At 66.5% G+C, this 22445-nt stretch carries 19 protein-coding genes; 11 read left to right on the top strand and 8 right to left on the bottom strand.

Annotation, left to right across the window (positions count from 1 at the left end):
- Positions 1–158: 158 nt before the first annotated feature.
- The 3 genes from mprF to FSV73_RS17265 all read left to right on the top strand — a co-directional run bounded on the left by mprF (position 159) and on the right by FSV73_RS17265 (position 4499).
- Positions 159–2816, top strand: coding sequence for a bifunctional lysylphosphatidylglycerol flippase/synthetase MprF (mprF, locus tag FSV73_RS17255; protein ID WP_260856102.1), 2658 nt, complete (start codon positions 159–161; stop codon positions 2814–2816).
- A 7-nt stretch (positions 2817–2823) separates the two neighbouring features.
- Positions 2824–4098, top strand: a complete 1275-nt coding sequence (locus tag FSV73_RS17260; RefSeq protein WP_145009066.1) for a virulence factor family protein — start codon at positions 2824–2826, stop codon at positions 4096–4098.
- Positions 4099–4193: 95 nt separating this feature from the next.
- The gene (locus FSV73_RS17265; protein WP_145009067.1) at positions 4194–4499 is read left to right on the top strand and encodes a hypothetical protein; all 306 of its coding nucleotides are present in this window, start codon (positions 4194–4196) and stop codon (positions 4497–4499) included.
- Positions 4500–4544: 45 nt separating this feature from the next.
- Here FSV73_RS17265 and FSV73_RS17270 read toward each other — a convergent pair whose 3' ends face one another.
- Positions 4545–6386, bottom strand: a complete 1842-nt coding sequence (locus FSV73_RS17270; RefSeq protein WP_145009197.1) for a potassium transporter Kup — start codon at positions 6384–6386, stop codon at positions 4545–4547.
- Positions 6387–6691: 305 nt separating this feature from the next.
- Between FSV73_RS17270 and rimO the strand changes: the two genes are divergently transcribed.
- Positions 6692–8017 carry a 30S ribosomal protein S12 methylthiotransferase RimO gene (gene rimO / locus FSV73_RS17275; RefSeq protein WP_145009199.1) on the top strand — a complete coding sequence of 442 codons (1326 nt, stop codon included), beginning with the start codon at positions 6692–6694 and terminating at the stop codon, positions 8015–8017.
- On the opposite strand, the gene cadR is transcribed toward rimO, so the two are convergent.
- From cadR to FSV73_RS17290, 3 genes are all read right to left on the bottom strand, one after another.
- Positions 8014–8484, bottom strand: coding sequence for a Cd(II)/Pb(II)-responsive transcriptional regulator (gene cadR / locus FSV73_RS17280; RefSeq protein ID WP_145009068.1), 471 nt, complete (start codon positions 8482–8484; stop codon positions 8014–8016). The genes rimO and cadR overlap by 4 nt on opposite strands.
- A gap of 186 nt (positions 8485–8670) precedes the next feature.
- Entirely contained in the window at positions 8671–8850 is a 180-nt protein-coding gene (locus FSV73_RS17285; RefSeq protein WP_145009069.1) for a hypothetical protein, read from the bottom strand.
- 171 nt (positions 8851–9021) lie between these two features.
- The gene (locus tag FSV73_RS17290; protein ID WP_145009070.1) at positions 9022–10425 is read right to left on the bottom strand and encodes a hypothetical protein; all 1404 of its coding nucleotides are present in this window, start codon (positions 10423–10425) and stop codon (positions 9022–9024) included.
- Positions 10426–10563: 138 nt separating this feature from the next.
- Here FSV73_RS17290 and FSV73_RS17295 point away from each other — a divergent pair, with 138 nt between their 5' ends.
- Positions 10564–10815, top strand: coding sequence for a CsbD family protein (locus FSV73_RS17295; RefSeq protein WP_145009071.1), 252 nt, complete (start codon positions 10564–10566; stop codon positions 10813–10815).
- An 81-nt stretch (positions 10816–10896) separates the two neighbouring features.
- Here the strand turns inward: FSV73_RS17295 and FSV73_RS17300 are convergent, their stop codons facing one another.
- From FSV73_RS17300 to tesB, 3 genes are all read right to left on the bottom strand, one after another.
- Positions 10897–11265 (bottom strand): response regulator, encoded by a 369-nt coding sequence (locus tag FSV73_RS17300; RefSeq protein WP_145009072.1) that lies wholly within the window; start codon positions 11263–11265, stop codon positions 10897–10899.
- A gap of 25 nt (positions 11266–11290) precedes the next feature.
- Positions 11291–12739, bottom strand: a complete 1449-nt coding sequence (locus FSV73_RS17305) for an ATPase domain-containing protein (protein WP_145009073.1) — start codon at positions 12737–12739, stop codon at positions 11291–11293.
- Between the two features lie 115 nt (positions 12740–12854).
- Positions 12855–13715 (bottom strand): acyl-CoA thioesterase II, encoded by an 861-nt coding sequence (gene tesB / locus FSV73_RS17310; protein ID WP_145009074.1) that lies wholly within the window; start codon positions 13713–13715, stop codon positions 12855–12857.
- Between the two features lie 171 nt (positions 13716–13886).
- On the opposite strand from tesB, the gene FSV73_RS17315 reads away from it, so the two are divergent.
- The 6 genes from FSV73_RS17315 (at position 13887) to FSV73_RS17340 (ending at position 20505) form a co-directional block, all read left to right on the top strand.
- A complete protein-coding gene (locus FSV73_RS17315; RefSeq protein ID WP_145009075.1) occupies positions 13887–15503 on the top strand; it encodes a histidine kinase famiy protein in 1617 nt (538 codons plus the stop codon).
- Entirely contained in the window at positions 15500–16132 is a 633-nt protein-coding gene (locus FSV73_RS17320) for an exopolysaccharide biosynthesis protein (RefSeq protein WP_145009076.1), read from the top strand. Before FSV73_RS17315 ends, FSV73_RS17320 begins: the two co-directional genes overlap by 4 nt.
- Positions 16129–17055, top strand: coding sequence for a histone deacetylase family protein (locus FSV73_RS17325; protein ID WP_145009077.1), 927 nt, complete (start codon positions 16129–16131; stop codon positions 17053–17055). Before FSV73_RS17320 ends, FSV73_RS17325 begins: the two co-directional genes overlap by 4 nt.
- 12 nt (positions 17056–17067) lie before the next feature.
- Positions 17068–17841 (top strand): NYN domain-containing protein, encoded by a 774-nt coding sequence (locus FSV73_RS17330; RefSeq protein WP_145009078.1) that lies wholly within the window; start codon positions 17068–17070, stop codon positions 17839–17841.
- A 155-nt stretch (positions 17842–17996) separates the two neighbouring features.
- Positions 17997–19238 carry a zinc-dependent alcohol dehydrogenase gene (locus FSV73_RS17335; RefSeq protein WP_145009079.1) on the top strand — a complete coding sequence of 414 codons (1242 nt, stop codon included), beginning with the start codon at positions 17997–17999 and terminating at the stop codon, positions 19236–19238.
- Positions 19239–19275: 37 nt separating this feature from the next.
- The gene (locus FSV73_RS17340) at positions 19276–20505 is read left to right on the top strand and encodes a TIGR03862 family flavoprotein (protein WP_145009080.1); all 1230 of its coding nucleotides are present in this window, start codon (positions 19276–19278) and stop codon (positions 20503–20505) included.
- Here the strand turns inward: FSV73_RS17340 and FSV73_RS17345 are convergent.
- Positions 20502–22391, bottom strand: coding sequence for an alkaline phosphatase family protein (locus FSV73_RS17345; RefSeq protein ID WP_145009081.1), 1890 nt, complete (start codon positions 22389–22391; stop codon positions 20502–20504). The genes FSV73_RS17340 and FSV73_RS17345 overlap by 4 nt on opposite strands.
- Positions 22392–22445: the final 54 nt, after the last annotated feature.

Genomic DNA, 22445 nt, shown 5'->3' on the forward strand with positions numbered 1-22445 from the left:
TTTTGCTTGGAATTTGGCCCGGGCCAATCCCAAGCGGTGCGAACTCTGTAGCTATAACGGCTACAAAGATTGGTATAGAGCTTTTTTATCTGTACAAGGCTTGGCAAACCGCGTGCGACCAGTAATCTGACGCGCGTTTCCTGTTCAGAGGAGTTTGCATGACTGCACCTGATCCAGCCAAAGAGGTCTCCTCGAAGCCGGTGTCCCCCGCGGAGCATCCCGTCACCCCGCCTCCCGCGCTGCCCTGGCGCCTGTTGGAGCGACTGACGGCCTACCGGCAACCCATCGAGCTGGGCGTGACCCTGGTGCTGTTCGCCGCCGCTCTGGTGGTCTGCTGGCACCTGCTGAGCAGCATCGACGGCGAAGCCCTCCACGATGCCCTGCACGACATTCCGCATTCTTCCCTGATCGGTGCGCTCCTGGCGGCGGCGGCTGGCTTCGCCATCCTGCTGGGCTACGAGTGGTCGGCGATGCGCTTCGCCGACGTCAAGCTGCCGACGCGGGCCTGGACCCTCGGTGGCTTCACCGCCTTCGCCATCGGCAATGCGGTCGGTCTGTCCATGCTGTCCGGTGGCTCGGTGCGTTATCGCCTCTATGCGCGCCAGGGCCTCAGCGCGCTGGAAGTGGCCCAGATGACGGTGTTTTCCAGCCTGGCCCTGGGCACCGCCCTGCCACCGCTGGCCGCCATCGCCGCCCTCACCAACCTGCCCGCCTCCACCCAGGCGCTGCGGGTACCGGAGGCGGTGATCGTCACCGTGGCCGGGCTGATCCTGGTGGGCTACGCCGTGGGCATCCTGATGCTGCGCCGCTGGCGTGCCCCCGAGCAGCCCTGCGCCCACGCCCTGCATTTCCGCCTCGGCAAGCGCGTCCTGCGCCTGCCGACGCTGCGCCTGTCGGCCCTGCAGCTGGCCATCACCATCCTCGACGTCATCGCCGCCTCGATGGTGCTCTACCTGCTGCTGCCGACCGCCCCGCCGTTCGGCGCCTTCCTGCTCGTCTACCTGCTGGCCCTGGCTGCCGGTGTGCTCAGTCATGTGCCGGGTGGCGTAGGCGTCTTCGAAGCGGTACTGCTGGCGGCCTTCGCCAACGAACTGGGCGCGGCCCAGCTGGCCGCGGCGCTGGTGGTGTACCGGCTGTTCTATGTGCTGCTGCCCTTCGTCATTGCCTGCCTGGTGCTGCTGTTCAGCGAGGGCCGGCGCCTGCTGTCGAACAACCCGGCGGTGCGGGTCGCCTCGGGTCTGGCGGCACCCATCCTCGCCATCCTGGTTTTTTTTTCTGGGGTGGTGCTGCTTTTTTCTGGGGTCACCCCTGAAATAGACACCCGTCTGGAGGGCATGGATTTCCTGCTGCCCCAGCGGCTGATCGATGCCTCCCACCTGGGCGCGAGCCTGATCGGCGTCGTCTGTCTATTGCTGGCGCAAGGATTGCGTCGGCGCCTGTCCGCGGCTTGGGCGGTGACTTTGGTGTTGCTGTTGCTGGGCTCCGTGCTGTCCCTGTTGAAAGGTTTCGACTGGGAGGAAGCCTCCATCCTGGCGATGACGGCGGCCTTGCTGGCCACCTTCCGCAAGTCCTTCTACCGCCGCAGCCGGCTGATGGAACAACCCTTCTCGCCGCTGTACGTGACCGCCAGCATCTGCGTGGTCGCCGCGTCGGTCTGGCTGCTGCTGTTCGCCTATCAGGACGTTCCCTACGAGACCCGCCTCTGGTGGCAGTTCGCGCTGGACGCCGATGCCCCGCGCGGCCTGCGGGCCGCCCTCGGCAGCTCGGTGCTGCTGCTGATCATCGCCCTGGGCTGGCTGCTGCGGGCGGCGCCTCCCGCCATCGAGGCGCCCGAGTCGGCAGAACTCGAACGCGCCTTCGCCATCGTGCGCAAATCGAGCCAGCCGGACGGTGGCCTGGTGATGACCGGCGACAAGGCACTGCTCTTCCACGAGAGCGACGACGCCTTCCTGATGTACGGGCGTCGCGGGCGCAGCCTGATCGCCCTCTTCGACCCCATCGGTCGGGCGCAGCCACGCGCCGAGCTGATCTGGAAATTCCGCGACCTTTGCGACCTGCACCACGCGCGGCCGGTGTTCTATCAGGTCCGCGCCGAAAACCTGCCGTTCTACATGGACATCGGCCTGACCGCGCTCAAGCTCGGTGAAGAGGCCCGGGTCGACCTGCATGCCTTCGATCTCGACAGCAAGGGCAAGAAGGACCTGCGCTATACCTGGAATCGCGGCCAGCGCGATGGCCTGGCCATCGAATTCCATGCGCCCGGCGAGGCACCCCTGGACGAGCTGCGGGCCATCTCCGACGTCTGGCTGGAGAGCAAGCAGGTGCGCGAGAAAGGCTTTTCCCTGGGTCGCTTCGACGAGGCCTACCTCAGCCACTTCCGCATCGCCGTGGTGCGTTTCCAGGGCAAGGCGGTGGCCTTCGCCAACCTGCTGGAAACCGAACGGCCGGACCTGGCCAGCATCGATCTGATGCGGGTCACCGCGGATGCCCCCAAGCAGACCATGGAATTCCTCATGCTCGGGCTGATCCTGCACTTCAAGGCCGCCGGCTTCGCCCGCTTCTCCCTGGGCATGGTGCCCCTCGCCGGCCTGCATCCCCGCCGCGGCGCACCCATCACCCAGCGCCTGGGCGCCATGGTGTTCAGACGGGGGGAACAGTTCTATAACTTCCAGGGGTTGCGTCGCTTCAAGGACAAGTTCGATCCGGAATGGGAGCCGCGCTACATGGCCGTACCCGCCGGCCTGGACCCCCTGGTCGCCTTCGCCGACACCGCCGCCCTAATCGCCGGGGGTTATACCGGCCTGGTCAAACGTTGAGACTCCTATGCTGAAACGCGCACTCGCGGTACTGCTCGTCATCCTGCTGATCGCCGGGGGCCTGGGTTGGTGGTGGCTCCATCGTTGGCCAGCGGCGCCTCAGGTCAAGGTACTGGCCCAGCCGGACGGTCGCCTGCTGACCATGGCGGCGCCCAAGGGCGAGCCCCATGCCCGCGTGGTGCTGGCCACCCCGCCGGACCTGCAGTTGGCCGACGCCGACCTGCTGAGCCTGGCCACCAACACCGGCGCCGAGATCGTCCAGTACGAGGTCAAGGTGCTCAACAGCTGCCAGGCCCAGGGTGACGACTTCGCCACGGCGGCCAAGGAACTGAGCGCCGCCCCGACCTTCGTCGGCGGCATCGGCCCGGGCGCCGCCCGGGCCTGGCGCTGGCTGGCCACCCAGAACGGCGACAAGGTCGCCGCCCTCAGCGTCGGCTTCAACCTGGACACCCTCGACTGCCCCGATCCGCTGCCGGCCAAGGCCCCGGCCGGCCAGTGGCATATCGCCTGGAACGACCACCCCACCGATGAATCGGCCATCTTCGTACGCCAGCAGAGCAACGCCGACCTGACCATCGCCGACTACGGCACCGCCCTGCCGGTGGTCCTGCGCGAACAGCTGAAGACGCGGCTGCTGGGCCAGCACAACGACATCCCCACCATCGAGATGCCCGCCGATCCGGACGTCAAGCCGGGCCATCCCGACGTCGTCACCATCTTCTACTCCGGTGACGGTGGCTGGCGCGATATCGACCGTCTCTCGGCCCAGGCCATGAACGAGGAAGGCTATCCGGTCGTCGGCGTCGACTCCCTGCGCTATTTCTGGCAGCACAAGAGCCCGGAACAGGTCGCCGCCGACCTCGCCGCCCTGATGCAGGAATACCGCGAGAAGTGGAACGCCAAGCACTTCGTGCTGGCCGGCTACTCCTTCGGCGCCGACATCCTGCCGGCGGTGTACAACCGCCTGCCCAAGGCCGACCAGGACCAGGTGTCCTCGCTGCTGCTGCTCGCCTTCAGCCGCAAGAGCAACTTCGAGATCGCCGTGGAGGGCTGGCTCGGCAAGCCCGGCGACGAAGCCGATACCCTGCCGGAAACCAGCAAGATTCCCGCCGCCAAGCTGTTCTGCGTCTTTGGCGAGGAAGAGAAGGACGAGAGCGGCTGCACCCAGCCGGGCCAGCCGGGCGAGAAGCTGGGCCGCCCGGGCGGTCACCACTTCGACGAGAACTACGACAAGCTGGCCGACTTCATGGTCAAGGCCATCGAGGCCCGCACGCCGCAATAGCGTGCAGCGTCCGGGCCCGCGGGCCCGGACGAACGGCTGGAACAAGGATGCTGTCTCCGGCGGTCTATGGCTGCATAGCCACGGAGACCTCTGTCATGAGCACACCGCTATCCGCCGATGCCGCCAGCAAGATCCTGGTGGATGCCTTCCAACCTCTGGGTTGCCTGGTCTCTTCCGGGGCCGACGGCCACGACCTCGCCCTGGGCGTGGTCGACGCCAAGGGCCGGACGCTCTACACCGAGGACCAGCTGAGCGAGGCGGACTACAGCGATCCCCTGCGCCTGGCGGGCTACATAGGCACCGTGCGCAGCGAGCTGGAAGACCGCGGCCATCGCCTGGACAGCTGGCAGATGCCCTTCATCACCGATCCCGACGCCCTGCCGCCCGCGGTATTCAACTAGCCAAGAAAAAGGCCCCTGTCGGGGCCTTTTTCTTGGCGGGACGGATCAGATCTCGACCTGGGTCCCCAGCTCGATCACCCGATTCACCGGCAGCTTGAAGAATCTCAGATTGCCGTTGGCGTTCTTCATCAGGAACACGAAGAGATTTTCCCGCCAGGGCGCCATGCCGAGGCGCTTGGAGGCGATCACCGTCTCCCGGCTGAGGAAGTAGGTGGTGCGCATCGGGGTGAAATCCAGATCGGCATGCGGACAGTGGCTGAGCGCCAGGGGGATGTCGGGCTCGTCCATGAAGCCGTAGTGCAGCACCACGCGATAGAAGCCGTCGCCGAAGTCCTCGACCTCCATCCGTTCCCCGCGGGACACCCGGGGCCGGTCCTCGTAGCGCACCGTGAGCAGCACCACCTGCTCGTGCAGCACCTGGTTGTGCAGCAGGTTGTGCAACATCGCGTGGGGGACCACGTCGGTCCGCGCGGTGAGGAACACCGCCGTGCCCTTGGCGCGGAACGGCGGTTGCGCGCGGATGCTGCTGATGAAGATCGGCAGCGGCAAGGCGCCGTCATCGAGGCGCTCGACCACCAGTTGCCGACCCCGCTTCCAGGTGGTCAGCAGGGTGAAGATGACGATACCGGCGATCACCGGGAAGGAGCCACCGGAGAAGATCTTCGGCGCGTTGGCGGAGAAATACAGCGCGTCCACCGTCACGAAGCCCACCAGCAGCGGCACCATGGCCCAACGCGGCCACTTCCACAGCAGCAGGATCACCGCCGACACCAGGCAGCTGGTGATCAACATGGTACCGGTCACGGCGACGCCGTAGGCTTCGGCCAGGTTGGCGGAGGACTGGAAGGTCAGGATCAGGAAGATCACGCCCAGCATCAGCGTCCAGTTCATCAGCGGAATGTAGATCTGCCCCTGCTCCTGGCTGGAGGTGTGCTGGATCTGCATGCGCGGGATGTACCCCAGCTGGATGGCCTGCTGGGTCATGGAGAAGGCTCCGGTGATCACCGCCTGGGAGGCGATCACGGTAGCCAGGGTGGACAGCCCGATCATCGGCAGCAGCAGCCACTCGGGCGCCAGCAGATAGAAGGGGTTGCGCAGGGCCTCGGCATCGCCGAGCAGCAGCGCGCCCTGGCCGAAGTAGTTGAGGACCAGGCCCGGCAGTACCAGCAGCAGCCAGGCGCGGGCGATGGGCTTGCGACCGAAGTGCCCCATGTCGGCATACAGCGCCTCAGCGCCGGTGAGCGCCAGCACCGCGGCGCCGAGGACGATGAAGCCCTTGGTCGGATTGGCCACGAAGAACTGCACCGCCCAGTAGGGATTGAAGGCCTTGAGCACTTCGGGCTGCTGGACGATGCCGTAGACGCCCAGGGCACCGAGGGTGGTGAACCAGAGCACCATCACCGGCCCGAAGAACTTGCCGATGGTGGCCGTGCCCCGCTTCTGGATGGCGAAAAGCAGCACCAGAATCACCAGGGCGATGGGCACCACCCAGGCTTCCAGGCCGTCGAAGGCCAGCTCGAGGCCCTCCACCGCCGACAGCACCGAGACCGCCGGGGTGATCATGCTGTCGCCATAGAAGAGCGCGGCGCCGAACAGCCCCAGCAGGACCAGGGTGGTGGCCAGGCGTGGCGAGCCCTGGGCCGCGCGGCGGGCCAAGGCGGTGAGCGCCATGATGCCGCCCTCGCCCTGGTTGTCCGCGCGCATGACGAAGGTGATGTACTTGAGGGTCACCACCCAGATCAGCGACCAGAAGATCAGCGACAGGATGCCCAGCACGCTGTCGTGGTTCAGCGGCAGGCCGTAGTGCGGCGAAAAGACTTCCTTGAGCGTATAGAGCGGACTGGTACCGATATCACCGTACACCACGCCGGTGGCGAGAACGATCATTCCCAAGGCCGAAGGGGCTTTACCACCGTGCTCGTGTTCCGGACGGCTCATGCAGGGCTCCTAGAGTCGAAAATCGGCGCATCCTGCGCCGAAGCGGCGCCGGGATCAAGTCGAAAGACCGGCACGGCAGGCAGGACAACCCCTCAGCGCAGCGCCTTCCGCAACATAGACTATTCTGTCGGCAAAAAGCTCTGCGCCATCGCTGCGCCGTCCTTTCCTCTTCCAAGCAGGGGCAGAGATGGCTAGAATCGCGCGTTTTTTGATCAAGGCGCCTCCTGAGCGCCCGCCGAGGTTAGCCCATGTCCATCCAAACGTCCGCCCCCAAGGTCGGTTTCGTCAGCCTCGGCTGTCCCAAGGCCACCGTCGACTCCGAACGCATCCTCACCCAGCTGCGCATGGAAGGCTACGAGATCGTGCCGACCTATGAAGACGCCGACGTGGTGGTGGTCAACACCTGCGGCTTCATCGACAGCGCCAAGGCGGAGTCCCTGGACGCCATCGGCGAGGCCATCGCCGAGAACGGCAAGGTGATCGTCACCGGCTGCATGGGGGTCGACGAGGGCAACATCCGCGGCGTGCATCCCAGCGTGCTGGCGGTGACCGGGCCGCAGCAGTACGAGCAGGTGGTCAGTGCCGTCCACGAGGTGGTGCCGCCGCAGCTGGAGCACAATCCGCTGATCGACCTGGTGCCGCCCCAGGGCATCAAGCTGACCCCGCGCCACTATGCGTACCTGAAGATTTCCGAAGGCTGCAACCACAGCTGCAGCTTCTGCATCATCCCCTCGATGCGCGGCAAGCTGGTCAGCCGGCCCGTGGGCGACGTGCTGTCCGAGGCCGAGCGCCTGGTCAAGGCCGGGGTCAAGGAACTGCTGGTGATCTCCCAGGACACCAGTGCCTATGGCGTGGACCTCAAGTACAAGCTGGACTTCTGGAATGGCCAGCCGGTCAAGACCCGCATGCTGGAACTCTGCGAAGCCTTGTCGGGCATGGGCGTCTGGGTGCGGCTGCACTACGTCTATCCCTACCCCAACGTCGACGACGTCATCCCGCTGATGGCCGCCGGCAAGCTGCTGCCCTACCTGGACATCCCCTTCCAGCACGCCAGCCCCAAGGTGCTCAAGTCCATGAAGCGCCCGGCGTTCGAGGACAAGACCCTGGCGCGCATCAAGCGCTGGCGGGAGATCTGTCCAGAGCTGACCATCCGCTCCACCTTCATCGTCGGCTTCCCCGGCGAGACCGAGGAAGACTTCCAGTACCTGCTGGACTGGCTCACCGAGGCCCAGTTGGACCGCGTCGGCTGCTTCCAGTACTCGCCGGTCGAGGGCGCGCCCGCCAATGAGCTGGGCCTGGACCTGGTGCCGGACGATGTCAAGCAGGAGCGCTGGGAGCGCTTCATGGCCCATCAGCAGGCCATCTCCGCCGCGCGCCTGCAGCTCAAGATCGGGCGCGAGATCGAGGTGCTGATCGACGAGGTGGACGACCAGGGCGCCATCGGCCGCTCCTATGCCGATGCTCCGGAAATCGACGGCAACGTCTACGTCGACAGCGCCACCCCGCTCAAGGCCGGCGACAAGGTCCGGGTACGGGTCACCGACGCCGACGAATACGATCTCTGGGCGGAAGCGCTCTAATCGTGGAGGCGGTGCGTGCCGGGCACATGGGCGTGTCCGGCCGCGCTGCAGTGCGCCTGGGTCGGTGAGGGCGCGGCCGGCTGGCCCAGCTCCCGCAGGATGCCACAACGGGCCCCGTCGCCCTCCCCCTGGCACTGATGACGCAAGGTCACCAGTTGCTCGCGCAACTGGGTGAGTTCGCGGATGCGTACCTCCACGTGATGCAGATGGGCACCGATCAGGGCGTCCACCTGGGCGCAACCGGGCTCGCTGGTATCGCGCAGCGCCAGGAGCGCGCGAATCTCCTCGAGCGTCATGTCGAGGGAACGGCAGTGCCGGACGAACACCAGCCGTTCGACCTGGCTCTCGTCATAGCGGCGGTAGTTGCTGCTGCTGCGGGCCGCTGGGCTGAGCAATCCTTCTCGCTCGTAGTAGCGGATGGTCTCCACCGCGCAGTCGGTACGCCTGGCCAATTCGCCGATCTTCATCGCCCACCTCAAGCTCTGCTATCCGCCCAGCGTGCAACGTCGAAGGCTCTGGAGCAAGGGGTATCGACGCCCTGAGGTGCTTACCCGGAGCTCAGCCCGGCAGGCCCGCGGAGCGTTTGCCAACCGCCAGACAAGACGACACCCCGGCGATGAGTGGATCGCCGGGGCGTCGGGACAGCACCAACCTCAGTTGGCGTTGTTCTGGTACAGCGCGGAGGTGCGGGCCGGATGCTCCGACTGGAATTGCGCTTGGGCGTTGGCGCGGATGGACTTGTTGGACAGATCGCGGCTGGCGGCGGAGGCGGTGCCGGACAGCAGGCCCACGAACAGGACGGCGACCAGCGCTTGCATACCCAGGACTTTCATAGCGAATACCTCTTGGTTGTGCTGTTTCAATAGACACAGCGTACTCCCAGTACTAATCCGCCAAAAAGTCGCATTTTGTAGAGTGATATTTACCTAAAAGGCAAATATCACCAGGGAACTCTTGATGCATTCCTGCCGTATTGATTCTCCACTGGACCGCTCTAGACCGGGCTATCGCAAGTCGCTCAGGCGCTTGTCGAGGCCCATGGCGTGTCCGGCGCCGATGCGGGTCATGTGGAAGAAGCCGTAGTCCTCCAGGTAGGTCCAGCGACTGGTCGGGCCAGTGCCGAACTCGCCGTGCCGGCATTCCAGCGTCTTGGCGCGGCCCTTGAGGGAAGCCAGCACCTGGCGTGCATCCCCCTCGCCCACCACCTTGCAGGACAGCCGGATCTCCCGCTGCTCGGCAGCCTTGAGATTGCCGGTGATGGTCTGGTGCGCCCGGTAGCCGACCTGGCTGCCAATGGCCAAGGCGCGCCAATCGCCACTGAAGCTCAGCTGACTCAGGCTGGCCAGCTCTTCCAGCGGCAGGCTACCGCTGTCGACGCGGGTGCTGCGTACCAGGTCGATCAGGCCCCGCCAGTTCAGCGTCTCCACCCGTGCGGCCTTGCCTAGCGCGCTGAATCTCAGCAGGCCCGGCTGGGGTCCGGCGCTGACCTGGACCTCTTCGCGGTAGGGACGGGTCTGGCCGTCGTAGCGGCTCTCGCCCTCTTCGACGAAGCGTTGCACGGCCAGGTGGGGAGCGGGCAGCGCCAAGGCCTGCAGCGCCTGCAATGGCTGCGCCTGGGCCGCGGGCAAGGCATCGGTCGGCGGCGCTGCGGCAGGCGCCGTGGCGGCGGGCGTGAGCCTGCCCAGGCGCGGCGCCGCCAGCAGGGCATCGCGACGGTCGCAGGCGGCTTCGAGCAGGGTACGCCGCTCGCCCGGGGCTGCCGCAAAGGCCTCCTGGCTGAGGTTACCCGGCTGACCGTCGGTGATCAGCCCGCTGTCGTCGAGCCCGTAACGCGCCAACAGCACGTAACGGCGCGCCGTGCAGTCGGCCGCCAGGGATTCGCGCCACTGCCGCACCGGCGCGCCGTAGCGCGGCGTCACCCCCTGCGCAGCCAGTTGCTGACCACCCCAGAAGCGCCGTACCCCGGCGGCGTCCACCAGGCTGTTGCGATCGATCGCCAGGCTGTCGCCGCCGGCGGCATTGGCCAGCACGCGCCAGTCCGCCGTGGCCGGCTGTGCACAGAGCGCGGCCAGCTCGGGACGCTGCTTCAGGGCGGCGACCTTGGGCGCGCTCAGGGACAGCGGTGCGGCGTAGCCATTCACCCGGCCGGGATAGACCCGCTGGGCGCCGTCCAGGTAGAGCAATTCCGCCTGGTCCCGGGTGCAGTCCAGGGCTACCAGGGCCGAGCCACCGTCCGGCAATGCCAAGGCCAGTTGCAGGCGGGCATCGTCGCGCAGCACGCTGCCGGGGACGAGGGGGCGGGCGAAGAGTGCTTCGGCATCGGTGGCGGGCACGGCGGACTGCTGCTGGGAGGCGCAGCCCGCCAGCAGCGACAGCAGGCAGAGGGCGGAAAGACGGCTGGAAATCATGGATCCTCTCGGCAGGGAATCGCGCTGGATGTCGCGAGAAACGAATTACACCTGAACGAAATACGTCTGGCGCGGATCAATACAGGAAGCATGCCGCTTGGCATGACCTCCCCCGTTTACACAACACGAGGTGCATTTATGACTACCGATCAGATCGTAGGCAACATCAAGGACGTAGCTGGCAAGGCTCAGGATAGCTTCGGCGCCGCCACTGGCAATGCCGACTGGCAAGCCGAGGGCAAGGCCCGTCAGCTCGAAGGCAAGCTGCAAGAGCAATATGGCCAGGCTATCGACTGCGCGCGCAACGTCACCGCCGACAAGCCCTTCACCGCCCTGGCCGTCGCCGGTGGCATCGGCTTCGTCCTGGGCGTACTGCTTTCGCGCTCCTGATAGGGAGTCGCGGGGCTGGCGCAGACGCCAGCCCCAAAACAAAAAGGCCTGCTCAGACAGGCCTTTTTGTTTTGGGGCCGTTCACTGTTCCAGCGCGACGAGGTGCTTGCGCACCGTGTCCACGATATCGCCGATGTTGAAGGGCTTCTGGAACACGGCGTCGAACAGCTCGGCGCTTTCCTGGGCCAGGTGGGCCTGGGCACCGCTCATCAGGATGATGGGGAGGTGTTGCAGGCCCTGGCGTTCGCGCAGCGCCTCCGCCAGCTCGCGGCCATTCATGACGGGCATCATGAAGTCGGTGATGACCAGCGACGGTAGTTCCCTCTCGAAGACGTCAAGCGCACGGCGGCCATTGCTCGCCTTGACCACCATGTAGCCCTCGTCTTCGAGGGCGAAGGCCAGGATGTCCGCTATCAGGAATTCGTCATCGACTACCAGTATCGTCGTCATGTGGAAGCTCTCCCAGCCGACGCGATCATGGTTGTGTGGAGGGCATGGCTGAACCTGACAGTACCTTCACCATGTCTTTGAATGCCTTTTTCAGTTCGATTCCCGATTCGCCGATGATCAGTTCGCACAAGGAGGGGTCGTAAACGCTGTCGCGCACCTTGAGGATGGACAGCACCCGCTTGATTTCCGCCTCGGCCTCGACGAATCGCAGCAACACCAGATTGTCCACCATGCTGGAGAGTTCGGGTGCCGGCGCCGCGATATCGGCGCCGAACACGTCGCGCAATTCCCAGGTAGCTATTACTGTGACGCCGCGGGCACGCAGCTCGTTCAGTAGTGCGCTGAAGTATTCGATGAGCCGTCCTTGCGGCTGGACGAAGCGCGCGATGGCGCCGAGGCTGTCGATCACCAGCCGCTTGATGCCGTGCCGCTCGATCAGCGCCAGCAGGTGCAACCCGACCTCGTCGATGCGCAATTCGGTGGTGGGCTGCCAGTGCAGATGAAGCGCACCCTTGTCCACCTGCCCCGCCAGGTCGATGCCGAGGGAGGCCGCCTTCAGGTACAGCCGTTCCGGTGGCTCGTAGAAGCTGAACATCAGCCCAGGTGCCTCGGGGGTGCAGGCAGACAGGAAGTTCAGGCTGATGGAGGTCTTGCCAGCGCCGGAAGGCCCTACGATCAGGGTCGCCGAACTCTCCGGCAGCCCTGATCCGACCATGGCGTCCAGCGAGGGGATGCCACTGCTCACCCGTTCATGGCCGACCCGGTAGGTCGAGGCGCCGGAGGGATCGCGATAGAGCGTTTCCAGACGCGGGAATACGGTGATGCCGACGTCGGAGATGGTGAATTCGTGGAAACCCGGCAGCGCGCCGCTGCCACGGGTCTTGCGCAGCGCCAGGCGGCGGATGCTGCGACTGCCGATCTCTTCCTCGTGCAGATCCAGCACCCCGTCGACCATGGTGTGCTCGGGACTGCCGTCTTCCAGCCGTGCGCTGGTGAGGAAGATCACCGTGCAACCGGCGAAGGCCGCATGCCCCTGGAGTTCGGCGATGAACTTCTTGGTATCTATGGGGGTTTCCGCGCGCGAACGGGCGTTGAGCAGCCCGTCGACCACCAGCAGGCTAGCCTTCTGCCGGCTGATCTCCCGGCGCAACAGGCGGACCACCTCGTCCAGCCCCTCGCCTTCCATGGTGTCGAAGGCACTGAGGTACTGGACCTGGTCGCCGATGCAGGAGCGGTCGAAGAAATCCAGGGTGGAAAAGAACTGGAACATCCGCTCATGGGTTTCCGAGAGCATGGTCGCGAAGAGCACCCGACCACCACCGCGCACGTGGTTGAAGGCGATCTGATTGGCCATGATTGATTTACCGGAGCCCGGCCGCCCCTGGATGACATAGGACGCACCTGCCACCAGGCCTCCCTTCAAGATCTCATCCAACCCCTGGATACCGGTTACGACGCGCTCGAGTCGATTCAAGAACGATGCCTCAAACTGATGGTGTGTCCGGAACGACCGCTGGGGTACGTCCGCTTCTTCGCAGGCATGAGCCTATAAAACTACTGCGTAAATAGCCAGCTAGAGCGGCCTGGCTTCAGCCGCGCTTGCGGATCAGGCCTTCCTGGGCGACCGACGCCACCAGCTGGCCGGCGCGATTGTAGATGCTGCCACGGCACAGGCCACGGGCACCACCGGCCCAGGGGCTGTCGATGGCGTACAGCAGCCAGTCGTCCAGGCGGAAATCGCGATGGAACCAGACCGCGTGGTCGAGGCTGGCGATCTGCAGCGAGCGATCCCAGAAGCTGGTGCCATGGGGCAGCAGGGAGCTGGGCAGCAGGTTGAAGTCGGAGGCGTAGGCCAGCAGGTAGCGATGCAGGGCCGGCTGGTCGGGCAGGTCCCCGGTGGCGCGGAACCAGACGTGGCGGACCGCCTCGGTGGGCTCCGGCTGGAAGGGATCGGTGAAGACCACCGGCCGCATCTCGATCGGCCGTGGCCCCAGCAGCTTGTCGCGCAGCGGCGCCGGGATCAGCTCGGCGTAGCGCTGCGCGTGGGCGATTTCCGATTGCAGCGTCTCGGGCGCGGGCACCTCGGGCATGCTGGTCTGGTGCTCGAAACCCGGTTCCGCTATATGAAAGGACGCGCTGCAGAAGAAGATCGGCTGATCGCCCTGGAAGGCCGTGACGCGGCGGGTCGAGAAACTGCCGCCATCGCGGATCCGATCCACCTGGTAGGTGACGGCCTCCACGGCGGAACCGGCCCGCAGGAAGTAGCCGTGCAGGGAATGTACGCGGCGTGCCTCGGGAACCGTCTGGCTGGCCGCCGACAAGGCCTGACCGAGCACCTGCCCACCGAAGAGCTGGGGAAAGCCGAGATCCTGGCTGCCACCCCGGTACAGGTCGGGGGCCAGGGATTCGAGGGTCAGCAAATCGACCAGGTTGTCCAGCACCTTGCTCATGGGGAGGGTTCCTTGACAGAGAGCGGTCATCATACGCAAAACCGGTCAAATTCTGCGCGTTCGCCTCGCATCTGGACGGATTACTCATCCTATAACGATAACTGGTGGAGCTTGTCGGCGCATTAGCGGTCACAATGCAGGTACCGCTGTCCGCTCGCAGGCTTGCTTTCCATGACCGACTCCTCAACCGCTTCGTCTCCCGCAGCGTCCGCCGCGCAGCTCGCCGAGCTGGGCAAGGGTCTCGGGCACAACGACATCTTCTTCGCCGCGGTGAAGAAGACGCGGATGCCGATGATCGTCACCGACCCGCATCAGCCGGACAACCCGATCATCTTCGCCAACGCGGCCTTCCTGCGCACCACCGGCTACGAGCTGGACGAGGTGCTGGGGCGCAACTGCCGCTTCCTGCAAGGCCCAGACACCCGCCCGGAGCACATCGCCGAAATCCGCGATGCCGTGCGCGAGCAGCGTGACTGTGACATCGAATTGCTCAACTACCGCAAGGATGGCACGACCTTCTGGAATGCCCTGTTCATTTCGCCGGTACTCGATGCCGACGGCGAACTGGTCTATTACTTCGCCTCGCAACTGGACGTGTCGCGGCGCCGCGATGCCGAGGACGCCCTGCGCCAGGCCCAGAAGATGGAAGCCCTGGGCCAGTTGACCGGCGGGATCGCCCATGACTTCAACAACCTGCTGCAGGTGATGGTCGGCTACCTAGATATCCTCAGGATCAACCTGGATCGTCCCGAACTGGACCGCGACAAGGCCAAGCGGCATGTCGACAACACCCGCGATGCGGTGAATCGCGCGGCCACGCTCACCCAGCAGTTGCTGGCCTTCGCCCGCAAGCAGCGCCTGACCGGCCGCGCGGTGGATCTCAACCAGCTCATCACCGCTCGCCAGGGCCGCCTGTCCCAGGTGCTGGGAACACCCTTCCGCTTCATTTTCCGCCCGGCCCCCGGACTCTGGCCTTGCCGTCTCGATCCGATCCAGCTGGAGACGGCGCTGGTCAACATCGTCGACAACGCGCGCCTGGCGATGCGGGAGCGCGGGACCGGGACCCTGAGCCTGGAAACCCTCAATGTGGAGGTTACCGGGCAGGACCTGGCCCACGGCGGGCTTTCCCAGGGGCACTACGTCTGCATCGCCCTCACCGACACCGGGTGTGGCATGGCTAGCGATATCCTGGGGCGGGCACTGGACCCCTTCTTCACCACCCGCGACGAAGGCCAGGGCAGTGGCCTGGGCCTGTCGATGGTCTATGGCTTCCTCAAGCAATCGGGCGGGCTGGTCAAGCTCTACTCCGAGGTCGGCATAGGGACCTCGGTGCGGCTCTATTTCCCGGTTTCCGAAGAAGAGGCCCGTGAGCATCCCGTGCCGCTGCCGACCCCGCACGAAGACGGCGGGGGTTCCGAGACCATCCTGGTGGTGGACGACCGTCCGGACGTGGCGGCCCTGGCCCAGGCCATCCTCGAGGAGACCGGCTACCAGGTACTGGTGGCCTACAATGGCCAGCAGGCGCTCGACGTGCTGGCTCGCGAGCCGGCCATCGACCTGCTGTTCAGTGACCTGATCATGCCCGGCGGCATGAATGGCGTGATGCTCGCCAAGGAGGCCCAGCGGCGCCGGCCCGAGCTGCGCATCCTGCTCACCACCGGCTATGCCAACAACGCCCTGGAACTTGAGGAAGGCAGCAGCGAGCGCTTCCCCATCCTCAACAAACCCTATGGCCGCCAGGATCTGACGCGCTGGATCCGCCGCATGCTGGACGCCGGCCAGCCATGAAGGACGAGGCCCTGGAGCGCGAGCCGACCCTCTGCGATACCGGGCAGGACGGTCCGGTGGATCTCCAGAGCTTCCTCGCCTGCCTGGAACGGGTCGGCAACAGCCCCGAGCAGGTCTCGGTCCGGCACCTGATCGACGCCATCGGCAGCCGCTCCTTTGGGCCCATGATCCTGCTGCCGGGCGTGCTGGCGATCTCGCCGCTGACCGGCATTCCCGGGATCGCCACCGCCATCGCCGTCTTCGTCATGCTGGTGAGTGGCCAGCTGCTGATCGGCCGCGACCATTTCTGGCTGCCGCACTGGGTGCTGGAGCGCAACGTCTCGCGGCGCAAGCTGCGCAAATCGCTCAGGCTGCTGCAGAGGCCCGCCCGCTGGGTGGACAAGGTGGTCAAGTCGCGCCTGCGGGTGCTGACCTCACGGCCGGCGCATTTCGTCACCGCCCTGCTCTGCATCCTGATCGCCGCGACCATGCCGGTGCTGGATCTGGTGCCCTTCGCCAACACCACGGCGGGCCTGGCCCTGACCTCTTTCGCGCTGTCGCTGATTGCCCGCGATGGCCTGTTGTTCCTGCTGGCGCTGGGCTTCTGCACCGGTATCGTCTGGTTCGTGCTGGAGCTGTTGGTGTTTTGAGCGCCCGCCTGCCCCTGGTATATCACGAGGACTACAGTCCGCCCTTCCCCGCCGGCCATCGCTTCCCCATGGAGAAATTCCGGCTGCTGCACGAGCACCTGACCGCCACCGGCGTGCTGGGCACGGACAACTGGCAGCGTCCCGACTTCTGCCCGGACGAGTTGCTCGCCCTGGCCCATGCGCCCGCCTACATCCAGGCCTTCCAGGCCGGCGACTTGCCGCCGCCGCTGCAACGCCAACTGGGCCTGCCCTGGAGCGAGCCCCTGGTACGCCGCACCATCCGCGCCGTGGGTGGCTCCCTGCTGAGCCTCGAGCTGGCTCTGAAACACGGACTAGCCTGCCATCTCGCCGGTGGTACCCACCATGCGCACCATGACTACCCGGCGGGCTTCTGCATCTTCAACGATCTCGCCATCCTGGCCCTGTCGCTGCTGGCGAGCGGGCGCGCCGGACGGGTGCTGATCCTGGATTGCGACGTGCACCAGGGCGACGGCACGGCGCGCATCCTCGCCGAGGTGCCGGACGCCATCACCGTGTCCTTGCACTGCGCCACCAACTATCCGGCGCGCAAGGCCCGGAGCGACTGGGACATTTCCCTGCCGCGCGGGCTGGACGACGCCGGCTACCTGCAGGTACTGCAAGAGGCCCTGGACTACCTGCTGCCGCTCTACCAACCCGATGTGGTGCTCTATGACGCTGGCGTGGACGTCCACCGCGACGACGCCCTGGGCTATCTGGACCTGACCGACGCCGGCCTCGCCGCTCGTGACGGCTTCGTCTTGCGACGCTGCCTGGCGGCGGATATACCGGTGGTAGGGGTGATCGGCGGCGGCTATTCGGCCGATCGCAACGCCCTGGCCCGGCGCCACGGCATCCTCCATCACACGGCGAGCCAGGTCTGGCACGAGCTGGGCCTGAACTGAACAGGAGTTTCCATGAGCAAGACCGCTAAGACCCCCGAATCCAGCCAGGCGCGCCTGGCCGTGCTGATCGACGCCGACAACGCCCCGGCGGCCATCGTCGACGGCCTCATGGCCGAGATCGCCCGCTTCGGCGTGGCCAGCGTCAAGCGCATCTACGGCGACTGGACCCAGCCACAGCTGAACAGCTGGAAGAAGGTACTGCTCGACCATTCCATCCAGCCAGTGCAGCAATTCGGCTACACCAAGGGCAAGAACGCCACCGACAGCGCCCTGATCATCGACGCCATGGACCTGCTCTACACCCGCCGCTTCGACGGCTTCTGCCTGGTCTCCAGCGACAGCGACTTCACCCGCCTGGCCGCGCGGCTGCGCGAGGAAGGCCTGACGGTCTACGGCTTCGGCGAGGAAAAGACCCCGGATCCCTTCGTCTCGGCCTGCGACAGATTCATCTACACCGAGATCCTCAGGTCGAAGCCGCGCGAGGAAACCCGCGAGGCGGCGCCGTCGGAAAAGACCACCAGCAACAACCGTGGAAAACCCAAGCTGAGCGCCATTCTCAAGCTCATCGAGCAGGCGGTGGAAGATGCCTCCGACGAGGCTGGCTGGGCCAACCTCGGGCTGGTCGGCACCAACCTGGGCAAGGTTCGCCCGGACTTCGATGCGCGCCTCTACGGCCACCGCAAGTTCAGCGGCCTGGTGAAGGCCCACGGGGATCGTTTCGAGGTGCAGGAACGGGATCCGGCCGATGGCAGCGCCGGCAAGGCGGTGTACATCCGTAACCGCTAGGACCGCTGCGCTCGCCCGGCTCTGGCACGCGCATAAGCGCCGAAAAGCGCTGAACGGCAGCCATCAAGGTGCCATACCACCGGTCCGACACCGCGGAACCGCTCGGCTGGCGGCGGCCTCCACCCCTAGGTGAATGCAGCCCTACGGAGACCGCCATGCGAGCCTTGACCTACCACGGTGCCCACGATGTCCGCGTCGATACCGTCCCCGATCCAACCATCCAGGATGCCGACGACATCGTCCTGCGGGTGACGGCCACGGCCATCTGCGGCTCGGACCTGCACCTCTATCGCGGCAAGATCCCCACCGTGGAGCACGGCGACATCTTCGGCCACGAATTCATGGGCATCGTCGAGGAAACCGGGCCAGCCGTCACGGCGGTGCAGAAAGGCGACCGCGTGGTGATTCCCTTCGTCATCGCCTGCGGCAGCTGCTTCTTTTGCAACCAGGATCTCTACGCCGCCTGCGAGACCACCAACACCGGGCGCGGCGCCATCCTCAACAAGAAGCAGATCCCGCCGGGCGCGGCGCTGTTCGGCTTCAGCCATCTCTACGGCGGAGTGCCGGGCGGCCAGGCCGAATACGTGCGCGTGCCCAAGGCCAATACCGGGCCGTTCAAGGTGCCGGGCACCCTGGCGGACGAGAAGGTCCTGTTCCTCTCCGATATCCTGCCCACCGCCTGGCAGGCCGTGCTCAACACCGGCATCGGCCAGGGCTCGAGCATCGCCATCTACGGTGCCGGGCCGGTCGGCCTGCTGTCGGCGGCCTGCGCGCGGATGCTGGGCGCCGAGCGCATCTTCATGGTCGACCACCATCCCTATCGCCTGGCCTACGCCCAGCAGACCTATGGCGTCATCCCGATCAACTTCGACGAAGACGACGACCCGGCCGCCACCATCATCGAGCAGACACCGGGCAAGCGCGGCGTGGACGGCGTGGTGGATGCCGTGGGCTTCGAGGCCAAGGGCAGCACCACCGAGACCATCCTCGCCAACCTCAAGCTGGAAGGCAGCAGTGGCAAGGCCCTGCGCCAGTGCATCGCCGCGGTACGCCGCGGCGGCACGGTGAGCGTGCCGGGCGTCTATGCTGGCTTCATCCATGGCTTCCTGTTCGGTGATGCCTTCGACAAGGGCCTGACCTTCAAGATGGGCCAGACCCATGTGCAGCGCTACCTGCCGGAATTGCTCGAACACATCGAGCGCGGTGACCTGGCACCCGAGGCCATCATCACCCACCGGCTGTCCCTGGAGCAGGCGGTCGACGGCTACAAGATCTTCGACAAGAAGCAGGAAGACTGTCGCAAGGTGATCCTCACGCCCGGGCGGAGCGAGCCGATCCTTCCCGAGCGGTTGGAAGAACCCCTGGCGGCGCCCCTGGGCCAGGCCGGCGTGGTCTAAGTACAATGGCGGCTTCTCGTCATTGCCGGATGCCGCCATGCCCCTCTCTTCCCCTGCCCCCGTCGTCGTCATCGGGGGTGGCCCCGCCGGCTTGATGGCGGCCGAGACCCTGGCCGCCACCGGCCTCGCCGTCGAACTCTTCGATGCCATGCCCTCGGTAGGACGCAAGTTCCTGCTGGCGGGTGTGGGCGGCATGAATATCACCCATGCCGAGGACCAGGCCGCTTTTCGCCAACGCTATCGCGAACGCGAGACGGGCGTAAGCCTATGGCTCGACGGCTTCGACAGTGCTGCCCTGCGCCGCTGGATCCACGCCCTGGGCATCGACACCTTCGTTGGCACCTCGGGACGGGTCTTTCCCACCGATATGAAAGCCGCGCCACTGCTGCGCGCCTGGCTGCATCGCCTGCGCGGCCAGGGCGTACGCCTCCATACCCGCAGCCGTTGGCTCGGCTGGGATGCCGAGGGTCGCCTGCGCCTGGCCACGCCCGACGGTGAGCGCAGCGTGCAGGCCCAGGCCTGCGTGCTGGCGCTCGGCGGCGGCAGCTGGCCGCGACTGGGGTCGGATGGCGCCTGGCAGAGGCTGCTGGCCGAGCAAGGGGTCGAGTTGCGGCCACTGGAGCCAGCCAATTGCGGCTTCGAGGTCGCTGGCTGGAGCGACTTCCTGAAGAGTCGTCACGCCGGCGCGCCGATCAAGCCCGCCGCCCTCGCCCTGCCCGGCCAAGCGCCGCGCCAGGGGGAGTTCGTGCTGACCGCGAGCGGGATCGAAGGCAGCCTCGTCTACGCCTTGTCGGCAGAGATCCGCGCGGCCATCGTCCGGGACGGCCAGGCGACCCTGACGCTGGACCTCGCCCCGCAACGCGACCTGGCCGACCTCAGCCGCGCCCTTGCCAGACCGCGGGGCAGCCAATCCCTCGCCAACCACCTGCGGCGTCATGCCGGGATCGACGGCGCCCGCGCCGCCCTGCTCCGCGAACTGGCGCCGGCCGAAGCCTTCCAGGACATGACCCGGCTGGCCCAGGCCTGCAAGGCGCTGCCGCTGACCGTGGTCCGCCCGCGCCCCTTGGCCGAGGCCATCAGCAGCGCCGGTGGCGTGCCCCTGGAGGCATTGGACGAAGGCCTGATGCTCAGGCAACTGCCCGGGGTCTTCTGCGCGGGCGAGATGCTCGACTGGGAAGCGCCCACCGGCGGCTACCTGCTCACCGCCTGCTTCGCCAGCGGGCGCGCGGCCGGCCAGGGCGTGCTGCGCTGGTTGGCGCAGCGCTAGGAACGCTCGACGAAGGCCGTGGCCGGCGAGCCATCGGCGTTGTGCTGGCGGATCACCGCGGGGCGTCCCTCTTCGTCCAGCAGCACCTGTCCGATGCCGGCACCGTTCCACAGGCGTTCACCGGCATCACGCCGATCCGGCAGCCGCGGCTGTAGTTCCCAGCGACGGCGCTTGGTGAAGCCGTTGAGTGGCGACCAGGGGGCATAGAGCCAGCGATTGAGCCGGTCGAGGGTCGCCAGCAGGCGCGGGGGAAACTCGTTCTTGATGCCGCTGCTGGTGATCTGCCAGAGCCGCGGCTCGCCGCGCCGATCGCGAATGCGGATGTCGTAGACGAAGGAATAGTGCACGTCGCCCGAGAGCACCACGTAGTTACCCGGGGTACGGCGATGGCGAAAGATGTTGAGCATGGTCTTGGCGGCGCCGGGGTGGGCCATCCAGTTTTCCGCATCCACCATCAGCGGCTGGCCGAACCAGGTGAAGATCCGCTGCACCGCCTCGATCAGCTTGACGCCGAACAGGGGCGCCGCCGAGACGATCACCGCCGAGGGATGATCCAGCAAGTCCTGCTGCAGCTCGCAGAGCGCCTCCCAGTCTATCAGGCCCGAGGGATGTTCGAGCCGGCGCTCGCTGCGCCAGCGGCGGGTGCGGGTGTCCAGCACGATCAGCGGTGGTTCGGTCTTGAGGACGTAGTGCCAGCCCTGGAAAACCAGGAGGTCGTCGATACAGGCATTCTGCGCCGGGCAATCCAACTGGCCAGCGTCCCCCGCCGTCGCCAGCAGGCGCTCGGCAGCCGCCAGGGGCTCGGCCACCGATTCGGGAGAGTTGCCCCAGGCCTGGCACAGCAGGTAGGCCAGCAGCGCATTGCCGATGATCCGCCGCGAGAAGGGATGGCCGTAGGCGGTTTCCTCCCAGCGCGCGGACAGGTTCCAGTCGTCGGTGACATCGTGGTCGTCGAAGATCATCAGCGTCGGCACGCTGGCCAGTGCCCGTGCGGCCCGGGGCAAGGTCGCCACGAAGGCTTCGATGCAGGAGGACTCGCGCGCGTAGCGCTCGCGATCCCGCTCGTCGAGCGCCGGCGGTTCGACGTCGATCAGCAGCCAGGGCGTCGGCGACCAGCAGAGCAGGTACAGCGCCAGAACCTCGCTCAGGGTCACCAGGTGATTGTGCGCATTGGTGGAGGTGAAGATGGGTTTCTCCACGCCACCGAAGAAGCGCTCGCGCAGCGCCCGGTTGGATTTGAACGCCGGCAGCAGGTCCTCGCGGTGATAGAGGTTGGCCGCATGGGCCATCAGTGCCTCGCTGTCCGCCACCACGGCGCCTTCGAGGAACTCGCCATACAACCCGAGGCGACGGATCAGGGCCTGCACGGCCAGCAGCATGGGGCCGGCCACGTCGTCGGCATAGACCTGGTCACCGGTGAGCAGCAAGGCCGCCGGCCGTTCCTTGGCGCTGTCGCTGCCCTGCAGCAGGCGATCGACCGCGACCAGCCCATCGGCCGAGTCGTGGTGGGGCTTGCGACAAGAGCCGTGGAGCAGATGATCGAAGCGGGCACGCAGCACGAAGCGTGGCAGGTCGCCGTCGACCCCGAGCAGATGAGTTGCCCAATCGCGGATCCCGCCTGCCGGCAGCTGCACGTCGTACTGGAGGAAGGCATCCGTGAGCAGCGGCGACTGCGGGGTGACCTCGACCAGCTGCAGATAGGCCCTCTCGCCCAGGCGCAGGCAACGTACTTCGCTGCGTAGCTCCAGCTCGGCACCCTCCTGCCAAAGCCGTGGCGTAGGCGCCTCGGCACCAGTGGTCACCAGCCAGAGCAGCAACCGCGACGACTCGACCCGCCGCAGCAGCGGGCCCGCCAACACCGGGGGTAAGGCATGCGCGTCGATCATGGGGTCTCCTGTGGCCGCAGAACTGACCACTATGCCGCGCCGGGATTCAGCGCG

Source organism: Pseudomonas oryzihabitans (genome assembly GCF_007665395.1).
GTDB classification, from domain to species: Bacteria; Pseudomonadota; Gammaproteobacteria; order Pseudomonadales; family Pseudomonadaceae; genus Chryseomonas; species Chryseomonas psychrotolerans_C.